Source organism: Palaeococcus sp. (in: euryarchaeotes) (assembly GCF_053987695.1).
Genome location: NZ_JBMXHE010000058.1, coordinates 1 through 16,333 on the forward strand (window position 1 = coordinate 1; position 16,333 = coordinate 16,333).

General features: G+C 44.7%; 16 protein-coding genes, 1 tRNA gene and 1 pseudogene. 8 read left to right on the forward strand and 10 right to left on the reverse strand.

The genetic code is table 11. From position 1 onward, the window contains the following. The first annotated feature begins 2 nt into the window (after positions 1-2). Together ACXJGZ_RS04455 and ACXJGZ_RS04460 are read left to right on the forward strand one after the other, a co-directional pair. Positions 3-659, forward strand: coding sequence for a Kae1-associated kinase Bud32 (locus ACXJGZ_RS04455; RefSeq protein WP_456398381.1), 657 nt, complete (start codon positions 3-5; stop codon positions 657-659). Between the two features lie 13 nt (positions 660-672). Continuing rightward, positions 673-1,230: a hypothetical protein gene (locus ACXJGZ_RS04460; protein ID WP_456398382.1), complete on the forward strand. Its 558-nt coding sequence runs from the start codon at positions 673-675 to the stop codon at positions 1,228-1,230. A 15-nt stretch (positions 1,231-1,245) separates the two neighbouring features. Here the strand turns inward: ACXJGZ_RS04460 and ACXJGZ_RS04465 are convergent, their stop codons facing one another. Both ACXJGZ_RS04465 and moaC read right to left on the reverse strand, forming a co-directional pair. Continuing rightward, positions 1,246-2,934, reverse strand: coding sequence for an endonuclease MutS2 (locus tag ACXJGZ_RS04465; RefSeq protein WP_456398383.1), 1,689 nt, complete (start codon positions 2,932-2,934; stop codon positions 1,246-1,248). Next, positions 2,931-3,395: pseudogene (gene moaC / locus ACXJGZ_RS04470) on the reverse strand (cyclic pyranopterin monophosphate synthase MoaC). Before moaC ends, ACXJGZ_RS04465 begins: the two are co-directional and overlap by 4 nt. 87 nt (positions 3,396-3,482) lie before the next feature. Here moaC and ACXJGZ_RS04475 point away from each other — a divergent pair. The 5 genes from ACXJGZ_RS04475 (at position 3,483) to ACXJGZ_RS04495 (ending at position 8,939) form a co-directional block, all read left to right on the forward strand. Next, positions 3,483-3,812 carry a YbjQ family protein gene (locus tag ACXJGZ_RS04475; RefSeq protein WP_456398384.1) on the forward strand — a complete coding sequence of 110 codons (330 nt, stop codon included), beginning with the start codon at positions 3,483-3,485 and terminating at the stop codon, positions 3,810-3,812. A 77-nt stretch (positions 3,813-3,889) separates the two neighbouring features. Beyond that, entirely contained in the window at positions 3,890-4,852 is a 963-nt protein-coding gene (locus ACXJGZ_RS04480; protein WP_293255406.1) for an ABC transporter permease, read from the forward strand. A gap of 4 nt (positions 4,853-4,856) precedes the next feature. Continuing rightward, positions 4,857-5,777 carry an ABC transporter ATP-binding protein gene (locus ACXJGZ_RS04485; RefSeq protein WP_293255409.1) on the forward strand — a complete coding sequence of 307 codons (921 nt, stop codon included), beginning with the start codon at positions 4,857-4,859 and terminating at the stop codon, positions 5,775-5,777. Between the two features lie 2 nt (positions 5,778-5,779). Beyond that, positions 5,780-7,954, forward strand: coding sequence for a COG1470 family protein (locus tag ACXJGZ_RS04490; RefSeq protein ID WP_456398385.1), 2,175 nt, complete (start codon positions 5,780-5,782; stop codon positions 7,952-7,954). A gap of 1 nt (position 7,955) precedes the next feature. Next, complete coding sequence (locus ACXJGZ_RS04495; protein WP_456398386.1) at positions 7,956-8,939, forward strand: ABC transporter permease; 984 nt, start codon at positions 7,956-7,958, stop codon at positions 8,937-8,939. Positions 8,940-8,976: 37 nt separating this feature from the next. Here ACXJGZ_RS04495 and ACXJGZ_RS04500 read toward each other — a convergent pair whose 3' ends face one another. The 4 genes from ACXJGZ_RS04500 to ACXJGZ_RS04515 form a co-directional block, all read right to left on the reverse strand. Continuing rightward, positions 8,977-11,862, reverse strand: a complete 2,886-nt coding sequence (locus tag ACXJGZ_RS04500; protein WP_456398387.1) for an intein-containing RtcB family protein — start codon at positions 11,860-11,862, stop codon at positions 8,977-8,979. Between the two features lie 160 nt (positions 11,863-12,022). Beyond that, complete coding sequence (locus ACXJGZ_RS04505) at positions 12,023-12,496, reverse strand: methyltransferase RsmF C-terminal domain-like protein (protein ID WP_456398388.1); 474 nt, start codon at positions 12,494-12,496, stop codon at positions 12,023-12,025. Beyond that, positions 12,427-13,332, reverse strand: a complete 906-nt coding sequence (locus ACXJGZ_RS04510) for a tRNA (cytosine(49)-C(5))-methyltransferase (protein ID WP_456321752.1) — start codon at positions 13,330-13,332, stop codon at positions 12,427-12,429. The genes ACXJGZ_RS04505 and ACXJGZ_RS04510 overlap by 70 nt, the downstream gene beginning before the upstream one ends. Positions 13,333-13,341: 9 nt before the next feature. Then, entirely contained in the window at positions 13,342-13,767 is a 426-nt protein-coding gene (locus ACXJGZ_RS04515) for an archease (protein WP_456321751.1), read from the reverse strand. 56 nt (positions 13,768-13,823) lie between these two features. Between ACXJGZ_RS04515 and panB the strand changes: the two genes are divergently transcribed. Beyond that, positions 13,824-14,681 (forward strand): 3-methyl-2-oxobutanoate hydroxymethyltransferase, encoded by an 858-nt coding sequence (gene panB, locus ACXJGZ_RS04520; RefSeq protein WP_456326660.1) that lies wholly within the window; start codon positions 13,824-13,826, stop codon positions 14,679-14,681. On the opposite strand, the gene ACXJGZ_RS04525 is transcribed toward panB, so the two are convergent. The 4 genes from ACXJGZ_RS04525 to rpsJ all read right to left on the reverse strand — a co-directional run bounded on the left by ACXJGZ_RS04525 (position 14,678) and on the right by rpsJ (position 16,297). Continuing rightward, a complete protein-coding gene (locus ACXJGZ_RS04525; RefSeq protein WP_456398389.1) occupies positions 14,678-15,520 on the reverse strand; it encodes a DMT family transporter in 843 nt (280 codons plus the stop codon). The two genes, panB and ACXJGZ_RS04525, sit on opposite strands and share 4 nt — an antisense overlap. Continuing rightward, positions 15,513-15,839 carry a PqqD family protein gene (locus ACXJGZ_RS04530; protein WP_456321748.1) on the reverse strand — a complete coding sequence of 109 codons (327 nt, stop codon included), beginning with the start codon at positions 15,837-15,839 and terminating at the stop codon, positions 15,513-15,515. Before ACXJGZ_RS04530 ends, ACXJGZ_RS04525 begins: the two co-directional genes overlap by 8 nt. A 44-nt stretch (positions 15,840-15,883) precedes the next feature. Then, positions 15,884-15,971, reverse strand: a tRNA-Ser gene (locus ACXJGZ_RS04535). A gap of 17 nt (positions 15,972-15,988) precedes the next feature. Continuing rightward, positions 15,989-16,297, reverse strand: a complete 309-nt coding sequence (rpsJ, locus tag ACXJGZ_RS04540) for a 30S ribosomal protein S10 (RefSeq protein ID WP_293253409.1) — start codon at positions 16,295-16,297, stop codon at positions 15,989-15,991. Positions 16,298-16,333 lie beyond the last annotated feature (36 nt).

Below are 16,333 nucleotides of genomic sequence, written 5' to 3' on the forward strand. Positions count from 1 at the left end.
TGATAAAGCAAGGTGCCGAGGCTAGGATATATCTAGCCAGTTTTAAAGAGCTCTATTTCCCGTTAGGCACAGAGAAGGTCATAATAAAGGACAGGATACCAAAGAAATATCGCATAAAAGAGATAGATGAAAAGCTTAGAAGGGAAAGGACCGTTAGAGAAGCGAGAATACTGCACAGGGCTAAGAAATCTGGTGTAAATGTACCCCATATTTATGAGGTTGACCTTAAGGACATGAGAATTGTGATGGAATTCATCGAGGGAGAACGCTTAAAGGAGCTCCTCGATAGAGTGCCAATGAAAGAGCGCTTGGAACTGTGCAAAGAAATTGGAAGGCAACTCGGGAAGATACACGAAGCCGGAATCGTGCACGGCGATTTAACGACGTCAAATATGGTCCTTAAAGGGGGAAAAATTTACTTCATAGACTTCGGTCTTGCGGACTTTGACCCAACATTAGAAGCCCAAGGTGTTGATTTACACCTCTTAAAGCGCGCTATGGAGAGCACTCACTATAAATGGTTCGATAAGGGATTTGAAGCTGTTCTCCAGGGGTATGCAGAGATTAGAGGCAAAGAAAAAACGGATGAGGTAAAAGAGAAAATAGGGGAGATTGAGAGCAGGGGAAGGTATGTGAGGGAGAGGAAGTGGATAAAGTAAAGAAGGTGGTTGGATGCTTGGAACAACACACATTCTCTTGGGTTTTATATTCGCCTATTTTTTAAAGCTTGACAGAAAAAAGAGTGCAAAACTAATATTGGGGAGCTTAGCGCCAGATTTGAGCTATGTCCAGATGATCATTGTCCATCCCTCTTGGAGCTCTCCCACTAGAGCATTCTTCAATCACTCTATTGTGTCCTTTGCTTATGTTCTCCCGTTTGGCCCATACGGGCTTTTAGGAAACGCACTCCATTTACTCTGCGATTTCTATGCTCGTGGAATACCCCTATTGAGTGATAGAATTATAGGGCTCAACCCCCACCCCTGGACTTTTTGTCTTGCGAACAGTAAGGTGATGTTTTATCCAATTGAACTCATAATAAGTCTAATAGGGCTCTACGCTCTCACAAAGCTTGGAATGACGTATCTCTTCGAAAGCTTAAAGCTATTGTTGGCCGCTGTCCCAATATTTGCACTTTTTACCCCGCTCTATATGGTGAGCCCATACCTCTCAACACTGGCTTCATTTTTAGCTCTTTACCACATATCAAAACACAGAAAATGGCTTTAAAAGAGCGGTGGGATTTCAGCCTCTAAAAGCTCCCAAGACTCTCTCAAAAATTTCCTTTTCCCTGCCTCTCTTTTTGTGATAGAGCCTTTGGACTATCAGCTCTGGAGTGCTCTTGCCCAAAACGCCAAACTTCGGCTGTCTATCAACTATTAGGTTTAGATGTTCATCGAGTCCCTTTGCCTCGATACCGTCCACTCTTGCAAAGGGGAGAATCTTCATCAAATCCTCACCTAAGTGGGACACAATGACAACATAAAAGCCTTTTTCATGGGCAATTTTCAATAGCTCACCAATTATCTTGACAGCTGCACCGGGTTCGGTTATTGCCTCGAACTCGTCAATAAGGATCAGCTTTTTGCCCTCGCGAACAAGAGAGCGTGCAAACCCTCTAAGGGCTGTTTCAAACGCTCCAGCACCGTAGGAGGAGCGCTTACGCCTAAAGAAGAAAAGCTCATCGAGAGGCTCAACATAAGCATTCTCAGCATTTACAGGGAAGCCCATGTGAGCCAAGATAATTATTTGAGAAATAAGTTCAAGCAATGAGGTTTTGCCACCGCTGTTTGCACCGGTTAGGATAAGAACCTTCTCTCCATTGGTTCCATCAAAAGTCAATTTGACATTGCCAACGACATAGCTTACAGGTTGAGGGCGCTCAATGAAGAGGTGCCTCCCATTGATAAAGGCTATGCCTCCTTCAACAATCTCTGGAAAAGTAAATCCTTCAGTAAATTCTTTCACTGCCCTGAGGAACTCCAGCTCATAAGCTCTCTTAAGCTCTTCCTTAAGCTTCGGTAGGAGAGGTCTAACTTTCTCCAAAATCTCGCGGCTCTTCAAGTAGAGCTCTACTTTGAGTTCCTTCTCAAGCTCATGCCTCAAAAGCTCGATTTGCTCCGCTGATACTTCAACGGGGTAAAGATTCTCTCTCGAAAAGAGCTCTACTGTAAACCCGAGCATCTCACTCAGCTTTTTTTCGCTCTCATTTATCTCGCTCAATATATCCCCTTCAACCTCTGAAAAGTGGGCGAATATTGCTTCGTAGTTGCCACTTTTAAGCTCATTCAAGAACTCTAAAAGCTCCTTTCCACTCAAAGTTAAGCTGAACTTTTCAAGCTTTTCTGCTATCTTCTCGTTGAGCCTCTTCTCTTCATAGGCTACAAGCTCATCTAAGTCCTCTATTAGCCCTTTCCGCTTCATTACTTCATCAAGCTCTTTAAGACCCTCAAGGATTTCTCCCGCGACACTTCCTTCCCCAGTAAGCTCCCCAATTCTTGCAAGGGCTTCAAGAGTTTCTCTGTTCTCCCAGAGAGGCATTATGTAGAGCTCGGGGGCAATATCCCCAACGCTCAGATCAACATCAATCGTGCTTAAAATTAAATCGTACCCTTCTAAAGGCTCTGTGGAGACTTCACAAACCCCCAACGCTTGAGCTTTTTCAAGTTCGCTCTCATCAACAACCAAAAGCCTGTCGTAAAGAAAATTTTTCCTAAAACGTATTGGTTTGATTTTCAGCAGAAGATTCCTCATTTCGGGCTTAACCAGTTTAAGATTCTCTTTGAGGTAGGCCTGGCGCTTCAGTATCTCCCCCTTATCGTTTGTGGGAGAAAAGTGCTCCAAATATGCTAGGCTCTCTTTTAAGATAATTCTCTTCTTGATCTCGCCGGTGATTTGATTGTAAATCCTTTTGGCTTCACTGTTGAGCTTCACTTCTCCTTCACCTTCTCCACGACCCTCACATCGTAAATCATCGTAGCTGGATATTGTCCTTTCTCATCCTTCTCAACAGCCTTTACCATATCCCAAATCGTCAATAGCGCAACGCTTACGCCTGTTAGGGCTTCCATCTCGACGCCTGTTTTGTAATATGCTCTAACCTCACAAGTTGCTTCAATGTAGTCCTCGCCGAACTCAAAGCTTATATCCACTCCCGTTAAGGGAATCGGATGACACAATGGGATAATCTCCCAGGTTCTCTTTACAGCCAGGATTCCAGCTATTTGCGCACTCGCAATAACATTTCCCTTCTTGGTCTTTCCCTCTTGAATAAGCCTAATCGTCTACGGCTTGAGTCTTATCTTTCCCTTCGCCACGGCTTTTCTAAAAACTACTTCCTTGTGTCCAACTTCCACCATCTTAACACCCTTCTCATCAACATGAGTTAGCTTCACAGTATCACCCATGCTTTCTCTACAGAAAAGTATTTAAGTTTTGAAGGTTAACATTACCTCGGAATTCGAGGTATGGGAGGGGTGGATATGGAGGAGTTTATAATTACCACAACCGAGCACGTACCCGGATATAGGATCGTTAAAGTGCTCGGTATTGCAAGAGGGGGGACTGCCAGAGCTAAACACCTTGGTAAAGATATTTTAGCTGGATTGAGAAACATTGCTGGTGGAGAAGTTAGAGAATACACGGAGATGCTCGCTGAGTCAAGGGAAATTGCCATACGGAGGATGATACAGCATGCCAAAGAAATGGGAGCCAATGCAATAGTAGGGGTTCGCTTTATGACCTCAGGAATAGCCTCAGGCGTTGCAGAGATATTTGCCTACGGAACTGCAGTGATTGTTGAAAAGGAGTGATGGTTTTCTTATTCTTTTCGTAAATTTTATAAGTAAGAGACGTTATTTCACATTGAACCAACTTAGGGGGTGTTTTAATGCATCCTATCCTTAATATTGCCCAGAAAGAAGTTTACCTCCAGCTGAAGACAAAAAGATTTTACATAATCCTCACTATATTCGTGCTTATGGCATTTGGTGGGGTTTATTTAATGAAATGGTCTCTGTCACAGACCCCTCAATTTGAAAAGCTCTACGAAGGAGCGTCTCCCTTCCAGATTATGTTCACATCCTCATTCTCAAGTGCCCTCTCAAACCTTCTTCCATTCTTAGGCGGGGCACTTGGATATGACATAATCAACAGGGAGATTCAGGAAGGGACAATAAAGCTCACATTAAGTAAGCCTCTTTATAGAGATCAATTCATAAATGGAAAATTCTTAGGTTCCACAATAACGATAACACTTGGGATTCTGCTCTTCTACGTGCTCACCATTTCCCTGGCACTTATCTTTGGAGTTCCGGTGGGGATGAGGGACATTACAATGCTCCTTGCAACACTTCCCTTCTCCCTAATCTACACCCTGATTTTCCTTGTAATCGGGATGCTCATATCAATATTTGTGAAGAAACCCTCAACAGCACTTATAGTTGCAATAATCCTCATAATATTCATTGAGCTGGTTTATCCCATGATAGCGGGTGTGATTGCATTTGCCATGCACAGAGAGGAGCTTATGAGCGCAACCTCCCAAATGGTGATGGTTAACAACACCACGCAATATATGGCTCCACAGCAGGGTTTTGAGAACTACTACAAGACACTCCGTAGGATGCTCTACATAGCTCCATCAACCCATTATAACTCAGTTATAGGGGCAATATTCGGCACAAAAGCCGAAATAAGTGGTGCGACACTCTTTGGTGGAAGCATATTCGAAGAGCGCTCCATAGGTGAAAGTCTAACTCTCGTGTGGCAGGGCATTGTAGCACTCGTCGTAATGTTTCTCCTGCCTTTTGCAATAGCTTATACCAAGTTCATGAAGGCTGATCTGAGGTGATTTTATGTACGCCATTGAAATTGAAAATTTGACTAAGAAGTACGGGGAGCTCAAAGCTGTTGATGGTTTAACTCTAAACGTTGAAAAAGGCTGCGTCTTCGGATTTTTGGGTCCAAATGGAGCTGGAAAGACCACAACAATACTCAGCATGCTGGGATTGATAATCCCTGACAGCGGAAATATAAGGATTCTTGGTCATGATGTCTTCAGAGAACCCATTAAAGTCAAGGAAAGGGTAGGATATTTACCGGAGAACGCAACAGTCTATGACGAGCTCACCGCATGGCGCAATCTAGAGTTCTTTGCCAACTTCTATGACATGGACAGATCAGAGAAAGAAAAACGTATAGAAGAGCTTCTCAAAATGGTCGGTCTCTGGGACGTTCGCTATAGAAAAGCCAAGACATTCTCGAAGGGAATGAAGCAACGCTTGCTTTTAGCCCAGGCACTGATAAACGATCCCGAGGTGCTTATACTCGATGAGCCCACAAGTGGTTTAGATCCCGAGGGAGCTCATCTTGTCAAAAGCATTGTAAAGGAAGAAGCAGAAAAGGGGAAAACAGTGTTCTTCTCATCACATATCCTTAGTGAAGTCGAGGAGCTGAGTGATAAAGTTGGAATCCTCGTAGGTGGAAGGCTCAAGGCTCTTGGAACACTGGAGGATATAAAGAAACAGTTCATGGAGCTCGAAGGATATGAGATAAAGATAGAGGCAAAGCAGGCACTGCCTGAATTTGAATTCGATGGAATAATTAGAGTGGAGAGGATAAATGAGAGAAAGGCAATAATATTTGCCAGAGATGACATAAGAGAACAGATATCCGACTATCTATCAAAAAAGGATATAACTCTCATAAACCTCGAAATTGAAGAACCCAGTCTGGAGGACGTGTTCCTCAAAACGATTTATAAAAAGGAGGGATAAAAATGAGGAAGGTTGTTTTTGTCATGGTTTTAATTTTGCTAGCTTCAACACTACCAATGGGAACGTCACAGCCATGGATAAGCGTATTCGAAGGGAAGGTAAAGATAGGGGAAACTTTGATTCTGGGGGATTATCACGTTAAGATAACTCAGGGGTATACAAACAATTCGCAGGTGCAGGAACCCTATGCAATAATCTACAAAGGAGAGCAAATTAAGGATGTTGCAGAACTGAAGGATATAATCGAGGTGGAGGATATCAGAATAATTCCCGGAAGCTTCAACGAGGAGACACAGGAGATATTTATCGTCCTCCAATACAAGCCAACTCTGGCTACGGAGATAGCCCCTAAGGCTGGAACATCCTTTGAAATCGATGGATATTCTATCAAAATACTCGAATCCAGCAACGAAAGCATCTCTCTGAAGATAAATGGAAATGACATGCTGGTGAAGGATAACTCCTCCAGAGTTTACGATAGGCTTGCCCTTGTGTACAACGAGGGGATTTTGAGAGTCTACCATGCTGGTGTGCAGGTGAAGATTGAGGAGAAGAAAGATTATGAGATTTACTACCCCTTTGAGGGGTTAAAAGCAGAAGCTGGTTCTAAGATTCAAGTCCCGATTACTGTGATAAACAATGGCAGAGAGGACTTAAATCTCCCCTTGAGAGTAGTCTCAAAGCCATCTGGATGGGAGGTTAGGTTTCTCGAAGGGGGAAATAACTATGAGGTCAGCAAAATTAACGTAAAAACAGGGAGTTCTGCAAACCTGATCCTTCAAATTGACATCCCTGTGGGCGTAAAGGGAAAAAACAGCGTGAGTTTTGCCATTGGAAACGAGACAAGGAAAATAACGTTTGATGTAATTGAAAAAGAGGGAATGGAAGTTAAAACACCCCTCCTCGGGGTGGAAGCCGAAGCCGGAAATACCGTCACTTTTCCAATAGACCTCATAAACCACGGAGATGAGAGGGGCATCGAGCTTGAGATAAAGGAGAAACCTGCAAACTGGGATGCCTACTTCACCTTAAATGGGCAGAGAATCAGATCATTCCTCCTAGACAAAAGCGGACAAATAACGCTTGTGGTAAAAACGCCAAGAAATGCCGAACTTGGCAAACATGAAATAAAATTTTCAGTTAATGGAATGGAGAAAAGCGTGAGTGTCTTCATTTACAAAACACACAAAGGAGAGCCGGCAAAACTTATTTTGAGCATAGTTGATGATGGAGGAAAACCTGTGGCAAAAGCAAAGGTTCAGATTGAGAATGAGACATACATCGCGGACAGTAATGGAGTTTTAGAGAGGGAGCTCCCAAAGGGAAATTACACAATAACCGTAAGCAAGGAAGGCTATGAAAGCAAAGAGGAGAAGATTATTCTGGAGGATGGTGAGAAAAAAGAAGAGACAGTTACCTTAAAGAGGCTCTCCTATTATTTCACAGTGGAAATGGAAAGCAACCATCTGACTACCGGATTTAATAACCAGCCTTCCTATGAGATTAGGATTAAAAATCTGGGTAAGGAGGATGATGAGTACGCTCTGAGCATTGAGGGACTTCCCTCCGATTGGGCAGTGAACTTCCTCAGGGATACTCAGAGCAACCTGGAGATCAAGAGCATAAAAGTGGATAGCGGGGAAGCCAGGAGTGTGTATTTGAGGATTATCCCATCCTTTAACGCACAGCCAGGAGTCTATAATGCGACACTGAGGCTAAGGAGTTCTTCGGGAAATGAAATAGAGAAGAGAATTGAAGTGGAGGTTATCGGGAAATATATGCTCTCCATCGAAACATCAAACTATTTGGTATCCCTGAAGCCCGATGAGGAAAAGAGCATTCCCCTAATATTGAGAAACCTGGGAAACACTGTTACCAACGTTAATATTGAGGTTAATGCTCCAAAGGGATGGGACATTAAGGTGAAACCCCAAAAACTGGCCAAGATAGAAGGAAAGAACATTGAAACAATAACCCTTTACATAAAACCCTCGAAAACAACTCCCGCTGGAGAGTATAGAATAAGTATAGATGTGAAGTCTGATCAGGTGGAGTCTCAAATCCAGCTCACTGCAAGAGTCAGACAGAGCTCAAGCTCAGCATATGTGGGGGTGATAATTCTAGTGATTGCATTTGCGGCAGTTATATTGATGATGCGCCGTGTGGGGAGGCGTTAGCATGAAAGAGCTCAACATAGCCTTCAAGGAGTTCTATTCCTCCATAAGAAGCAAGAGGTTCATAAGCCTCATGGCTTTTTACCTTCTCATAACTTTTTTCTTCAATTATGCAATTAAGGACGAGATAATAAACTCTGCGGGCCAGATAGAGGTTAGCCATGCCTCATTATCGCTAACAGGAGCAGAAGGGTTCATAACGGCAACTCCCCTTTCAATTTCCATAACCACAAATTTAATGGCACTTATGCTTTTCGGAGCTATAATTGGGATAGCACTAGGGGCGGATACAATAAACCGGGAAATAGAGGAAGGAACCGCCAAAGTTTTAATGAGCCATCCTGTTTACCGGGATCAGGTTATAAATGGGAAATTCATTGGCAACAGTTTGGCATTATTTTCGATAATAATGACAGGGTATATATTCTCAATAGCCTACCTCCTTCTGCTGGGAGTACCTTTAGATGGTGCCTCGCTCATAAGGGCACTAATAGCGGCGGTATTCACCCTAATTTACATGATGACATTTCTGAGCATGGGAATCATGCTATCTACCATATTAAAAAAGCCGGAAACCGCCATGCTGCTGGCAATAGCCTTGGCGATATTCCTAACTCTAATATATCCAATCACTGTAAACATCGCTGCAGATAAAATAGCAGGAGAAGAGCCCTACTGCCCGCCTCAGCATTATGAAATAGTACCGGGGCAACCGATTCAAAGAGTCTCTCATAACCCGTGCCCCGCAATGGATGAGTGGCTTAATAAAAGGCATCTCTGGCAAAAGAGGCTTTTCCTCTTGGACCCAACGCATCATTATGGACAGCTCATAATAAGCGCCTTTGCAGGAGATGAAGCTGCCCAAGATTATTTACCCTTGGGAGAATCACTTTCAACAGGCTTCAACAGCTTTGCAATGCTTCTTGTGGAACTGCTGCTGCCGTTTACAATAGCATACACAAGGTTCATGACGAGCGATTTAAGGTGATTCTTTTTATTTTTACAAAAATTGAAAATAGAAGATCTCACCCCTTGGCCACACCCATTGGCTTCATCCTTGCAACAAGTTTGGCAATCCCTGCCTTGTGAACAACGTTGACAACATTATCCACGCTCTTGTAGGCTCCCGGGGCTTCCTCCGCAACCACGCGCTTGCTCGCAGCTCTAACATATATGCCCCTCTGTGCGAGCTCGCGCTCAATTCTCTCTCCCCTCCATGCCCTCGTGGCGGCATGCCTGCTCATCAACCTACCTGCACCATGACATGTGGAGCCGAAACTTTCTCTCATAGACCCCTCTGTCCCAGCCAGAACATAACTCGCCGTGCCCATAGAACCGGGTATTAAAACAGGCTGTCCCACATCACGATATGCCCTTGGAACTTCGGGATGTTTTGGTGGGAATGCTCTCGTCGCCCCTTTTCTGTGAACGACAACCCTAACTTTCTTTCCATTCACCTCGTGCTCCTCCACCTTTGCTATGTTGTGGGCAACATCGTAAACTATGCTCATCTCTAAATCTTCCGCTTTACGCTTGAAGACCTCTTCAAAGCTCTCCCTCACCCAGTGGGTTATCATCTGTCTGTTTGCCCAAGCAAAGTTAGCAGCAGCCTTCATTGCGCTAAAATATCTTTGTCCCTCATCCGTTTGAAATGGAACACTCACAAGCTCTCTATCGGGCCATGGCACATTATATTTTCTATTTGCTTTCTCCATTATCCTTAAATAATCACTTGCAACTTGATGTCCTAATCCCCTTGATCCCGTATGGACCATCACCACAACCTGTCCTTTGTAGAGGCCATATGCCTTGGCGATATTCTCATCATAAATCTCATCCACAATCTGAACCTCTAAAAAGTGATTCCCGCTCCCCAATGAGCCCAGTTGGGGGGCTCCCCTTTGCTTCGCTTTTTGACTAACGGCATTTGGATTGGCTCCTTCCATTCTTCCTCCTTCTTCGAGATGTTCCAAATCCTCTTCCCATCCATATCCATTCTCCACTGCCCATTTTGCCCCATCTGCAAGAACATCATCCAACCGGCTCCATTGAAGCCTTACCCTTCCCTTACTTCCCAAGCCGCTTGGGACATTCTTAAAGAGGGTATCAACAATCTGCTTTATTTTGGGCCTCACTTCCTTCTCTGTTAGATTCGTGCGGATAAGGCGGACGCCACAGTTGTGCACAACGATGCCATTGGCAATGAAATTGTGAGCCCCGTGGTAGACGCCGATGTCGTAGAATTTCCCGTACTTTGGCTTGACTCTCTCGACTTTAACGACCCTCTCGGCGACAAAGCCACCCCCGTAGCCCCTCTCGCGCGCGAACTCCTCGAACGTCGGGAAGTACTTCGGAACACGCGGCTCTTTCTTGTCCTCGTAGATTGCCCTCTCTACGAAGCGCCTGTTTACGACGGTCTTAACCGCTTCATAAGCCTTGGATACACTTCCGGTTTTTTGGTAGACATCCCTCGCAATTTCAGCCGCTTTCCTTCTCTCCTCCTTAACCCTCTCCTTAAAGTGTAGGTAGGCGTAAGCTATCAGCCCCCTGATCTTTTTCTCAGGGGAATACTCATAGTTTATCTTCCCCAAGAAGTTCCTGATACTCTTCTCACCAACAAGGGCGAGCCTGTACGTGACGCCTTGCTTTAATCTGACCCGGTAGATAGTGCTTCTAACATTGAATTCCTCCAAGAGTTTTGCAATCTCTTCCATAAACTCTCTGAGGTTCTCCTCAAGCCCCTCAGCCTTTGACTGGGTGATATTTATCGGTAATGGGGTAACTCCTTTGAACTCTACGATGCTTCCATCCGCGGCAAAGAGGCCGGCCAGGAAGTTCCTCTTTATCCAGAGGGGTGCTTTTTTAATCCATTCGGGGACTCTGTAGGATTTCTCAACCTTCTTGCCCCTGGGCATTCCGAGCTTCTCCATGAGCAGAGCAAAGGCTCTTGAGGCAATCCTTAGCTCGGCGGAAATGCTCTTTCCCGTGTACAAACCATTGAGGGTCTCGATCCTGTAGTCTCTCTCTCTCACGTATATGGTAGCTCTAATGCCAAGCCTTTCCAGATCCTTTTTGAGTTCCCTCAGCGTTTCATCCTTTCCATAGAAACTAAGGGTAAGCCTTCCCGCCATCTCCCCAAGATGACCATCGCCAAATGCAAAACCAAGAACCCTCGCTAGAATTCCTATTCTCGGGTCATCCCATCTTACAGGAATGAGGTTTTTCTCCTTCAGATATTCTACAATCTGACCATCGGCATCGCTAAATGCCCCCTCATCGAGTATTATTCCCCTCCTTTCCTCGTACTCCACGCCTTCAAATGGATAAACCATCACAAAGTCACCCTCGCCGATATTGCTGAGGTGTATATAACCTTCAGGAGTGAGCACTGGATGCTCTTCACTCCCCTCGATGATCCTCCCGGACTCGGTAACGATTTTCACAGCAAGCTCGTTATCTTCAACATCTCTCTCAGCAACGAATGCCACCCGTGATGAGTCATTATGACCTTCGTCAAGGTTGTAAACCTTCACCCCCTGGAGCTTGAATTTTTTTGGCATCTCTTCGGCCCTAACCCAGTACCCATGCTCCGTGAGGATCTTTGAACCCGGAGCAAGGCAGTTCACATCATAACCGACCCCTCCGGGACTTATCACACCTTCTTTAACGTCAAAAGCAGCCACACCCCCTATGGGGAAGCCATACCCCTGATGACCATCTGGCATGACTATCGAGTACTTATATATTCCGGGGAGCATTGCCACATTCACCGCCTGCTCGAGGGTTCTATCTCCCCGCATCTTTTGGATTAAAGTGTCATCTGCATAAATCCTACCCGGCACCCTCATCCGTCTATCAAACTTTGGAATCTCCCACCTAATATTATCCAGCCTCTTCAATGGTACTTCCATATTCTCACCTCATAACTCAATTCACATCAAAACTTAAGAGGCTTGTGGGGCTTGGCTGGGTTTGTAGTAACTTTTATTTGTAACGTGTTATGTGCTGCGCTCTTTGTTGGTTGCGGGATAGATCGCGTGATAATGAAGTTAAACTAAACACGCCCTAGAGCTATCTTATCCTCCTATCCTTGGGCACATAATTCCTCACCACACCTCCGGAAGCCTTGCCCCCTCCAAGATAGTACATATTATGCTTGAGAATAACCCACGCATTCCCCTCAAAATCCACGGGTACATCCTCCCCCTTCATCCATTTGAGCATCTTCTCCCTATCAAGCTCTATAACATTTCTTTCGGCTTTTGGACCCACCAAAAAAGCCCCCTCAATCGTGAGCCTTATTCCGTCGCTCTCAATTTTTCCGAAATATATGCCCCTCTCGGCATGGATCTGCATATCGAGAGGACAATCTTTATAGGCATATACCTTTCTATTCCCCCGGATTTCAAAGATTAAATCAGGAGCATATCCATACTGTTCGATTAATAGCTCTATGACTTTTTTGGTTTCCTCCTCTATGGTTTTCTTATCTTTGCCACGAAGAAGGCTTCCGTGTCGTTGTCCTGCGGGTGAAGCCTCAGGCATTTTTTCACCTCCTTTGAATATTCATGACTATCGAATTCCAAAACCGGCGGGCTCGATTTGAGCGGGAGCTTTATCTTCTCAAGTTTTGCATCAGTTTTGCGCAGGAGGTAATCCACGACCTCTTCGTTTTCGAAGGGATCAACCGTGCATGTTGAGTATACCAAAATCCCTCCAGGTTTTAAAGCTTTATAGGCGGCTATAATCAGCTTTTTTTGGATTTTTGAGTACATGTAAACCCTATCCATGCTCCAGCCCTTTGCAAATTTGAAATTTTTCCTTATCATCCCCACACTGGTGCATGGGGCATCGAGAAGAATTCTGTCAAAAGTCTCCCTGAAGCGACCGAAGTATGCTCCATCTTTTTGGGTGACCCGGGCATTCAAAACTCCAAATCTGTTCAAATTGGCAATGAGGATGTTAACCCTAAACTTTTTCATATCATTTGCGACGATGCAGCCCTCATTCCTCATGTACTGTGCTATTTGTGTTGTTTTAGCTCCAGGAGCTGCAGCCATATCCAGCACGAGTTCCCCGGGTTTTGGATTAAGGACAACAGGAGGAATCATTGAGGCGGCTTCTTGGGGGAATATGAGTCCAAGGGCATGCTCAAGGACATCGCTGAACTCTGATTTATTGATGAAAAATCCCTCCCTCACCCACGGAATCGGTTCGAGGATATACTCCTCCTCAAGGCGCTCTTTTATGGATTCAAAAGGAGCTTTAAGCGTGTTAATTCTGATACTCTGCCTTAAAGGCTTTTTGAGATACTCCCAGAACTCATCGCTATCATCTAGAACAGAGTACCTCTCATAGAGCTCCCCAAACATCTCCCTCATTGAACCACCTCAAATATCCGGGACAAGCTGAACCATCCAAGTGCCGTCCTCAAGTCTTTTGATCTCCATCTCATGGTAGGTTATTGCCTTTACCTCACTCCTAGGTTCATGATTCCTACTTAATGGTTCTCCATATGCCTTTGCCTTTAATAAATAACCTTTATCTGCTCTCTCGATCCGGACTTCAAAATTACTGAACACCAGCCCCTCAATATCATGGAGAACCAAAAGCTCCTCCAAAAAGCTGTAGAGTAAATCTTCCAGATCCTCTCCAAAAACCTCGATTTCCCTTTCTTCCCTCCTAACAACCCTTTCAGTGTTAACCATGATTTCAAAAAGTGCAATAGCGGCATTTTTGAATGCCTCCTCCAAACTCTCTCCATACCCCCTAATACCCACATCAGCGGTATGTTCATAATGCTCCCACTTCTTCATGTTCTCACCCGATAGGTTAATATTCAATGACCGTTTATTAGCTTTGGGGGATTGAAGTGAGGGAGATTACTCCAAAGAAGATAGTTGAGATGAAGGGACGGGAAAAGATTACGATGGTAACAGCCTATGATTATCCATCCGCACTCATAGCGGACAAAGCAGGGATGGATATAATTTTCATAGGGGATTCTCTAGGGATGGTTGTCTACGGAGAGGAGAATACGTTGAATGTTTCCATGGATCAGATGGTATACCACACCAGGGCTGTGGCAAAGGGTGTCAAAAGGGCACTCGTTCTTGCTGATATGCCCTTTATGAGCTATGAGGTGAGTATAGAGGAGGGCATGAAAAACGCTGCAAGGCTCATACAGGCTGGTGCAGACGCTGTGAAGATCGAAGGTGGCTATGATCACTACAAACTTGTAAAAAAGCTCGTTCGTTCCGGAATTCCTGTTATGGGACATACAGGACTGACCCCTCAGAGATATTTAAGATTGGGGGGCTATCGTTTAATGGGTGAGAGGGAGGAAGAGATTGAAGAAATTCTGATGGATGCGAAGGCACTTGAGAAAGCGGGAGCATTTGCAATGGTTCTTGAATTCATGCTATCAGACGTTGCAAAACTTGTAACAGAGGAGGTTAAGATACCAACTATAGGAATTGGGAGCGGTCCCCACTGCGACGGCCAGGTTCTGGTGTGGCATGATCTCTTGGGTATATATGAGAATGTTCCTCCCTTTGTAAAGAAATATGCCGATTTAAGGAGCATGATAGGACTTGCTTTGGAAGAGTACAAGAACGATGTGAAGGATGGGAGATTTCCCGAACCCAGACACTACTGGGAATTTCTGGATAAAGACGACTTTGAAAAGAAAAGAAAGAGAGTCCTCGAGAAAATTTCGGAAGATCATTAAACCCTCCTCTCGCTTTTTATTTTTGTTATCTCAAGCGTCCCCAGAGTCATTAAAACAAAGCCAGCTGCATGATAAAGGGTGAATCTTTCCCCTAGAAGTATTGAAAGCCCTATTGCCACCGCAGGGGCGGGTGTTATTATGGCAGTTGCCTTTGACAGGTTTATGCGCTTTATGGAGAGATACCAGACAACCTGACCCACGGCTATTATAATACCCTCAGCGATTGATAGAGGATGAAACTCCAAACCCGAGGAAAGAGCAAACATAAAGAGAAGGAGACCTCCAAAGGTGTTTCTCATCGTGGCTATCAAATAGGGATTGTAAGGGAGGTTCTTTGCTATTACATGGCCTATCTGCCAGAAAAGGGGTACCATAAGGAGCAAAACATCTCCTCGCTTTGGGGTTATAATCCTCCCTTGAGTTATGACGAGAATTAGACCGAGGAGTACTAGGAGGGAATATATACCCTGTTTCTTTGTAATCCTCTCCTTCAAGAGCACGTAGGAAAGCACAAATGAGAAGAGAACCTCTGCCCTAGTTATTAGAGAGGCATTTATTGCCGTGCTTAAACGGGCACCGTAAGAATAGGAGAGGTATGCGAGAGCCGTTCCGAAGAGCCCGATTAAAAATGTTTTCGGTATGTGTGCGGGGTTTTCCTCCAAATCTCTCCAGTTTCCAGCCAGCAAAACGAAGATCCATAGAAAGATAGAAGCAAAAAGAGCGGAAAATGCCGCAAAGCTCAGGGGATTGGAAGGATTTGACTTAATAATTACGGGCTCCAAACCATAGAGAATCATTCCCAAGAGTGCTAGCAGTGTGCCTTGGGCTTCCCTATTCATCAGTTCCACCCAGGGAGATCAGATTTCTCTTATAGAGCTCCAGAATAAATGTTATCAATCTTTCATACAAGCCTTCCTCTTCTCCGAATCTCTCCCTTACCTTCTTTCCTATGAGCTTTATATTCCTAGTTCCATCACACAGATTCCAGACAAAGACACCTCTCTCATCTAGTTCCAGCCTCCTGTATTCTCCATGGAGCTTTCTTGCAATTATGTCGAAGGGAGAATCCATGGGAATCAGGAGATAGTACTTATCGTCCATTTTTTTCAGCCTGATGTTCTCATTCCTTTTAGGGATTAACCTTAAATAGTTCTCCATGATTCGCCACCGAGGAGAATAAGAATGAGAGTTTAAAGATGTTTTGGCGCCGGGGCAGGGATTTGAACCCTGGTGGGCTAGACGCCCACGGACTCTCCAGGCCCGCGCCTTCCCAAGCTAGGCTACCCCGGCATTAAAAAGGGAGAGAATCATGAGATGAGCTCAATTTCGATGGTAACATCCTCAGGAACACGAATCCTCATAATCTGCCTCATGGCTCTCTCATCAGCTTCAATGTCAATCAAACGCTTGTGAATTCTAAGCTCAAACTTATCAAAGGTCGCAGTACCCTCCCCATCAGGGCTTTTCCTTGTTGTAATTCTTATCTTCCTCGTGGGCAATGGTATAGGGCCGCTCATCCTGACGCCAGTTCTCTCTGCAATCTGCTTGACCTGACCACAAACATCATCCAATGACCTTACATTGGTGCTCGCAAGTTTAATTCTCGCCTTTTGCATCCTAGACACCCCTTAAAATTTTAAAATTTAAGCTAA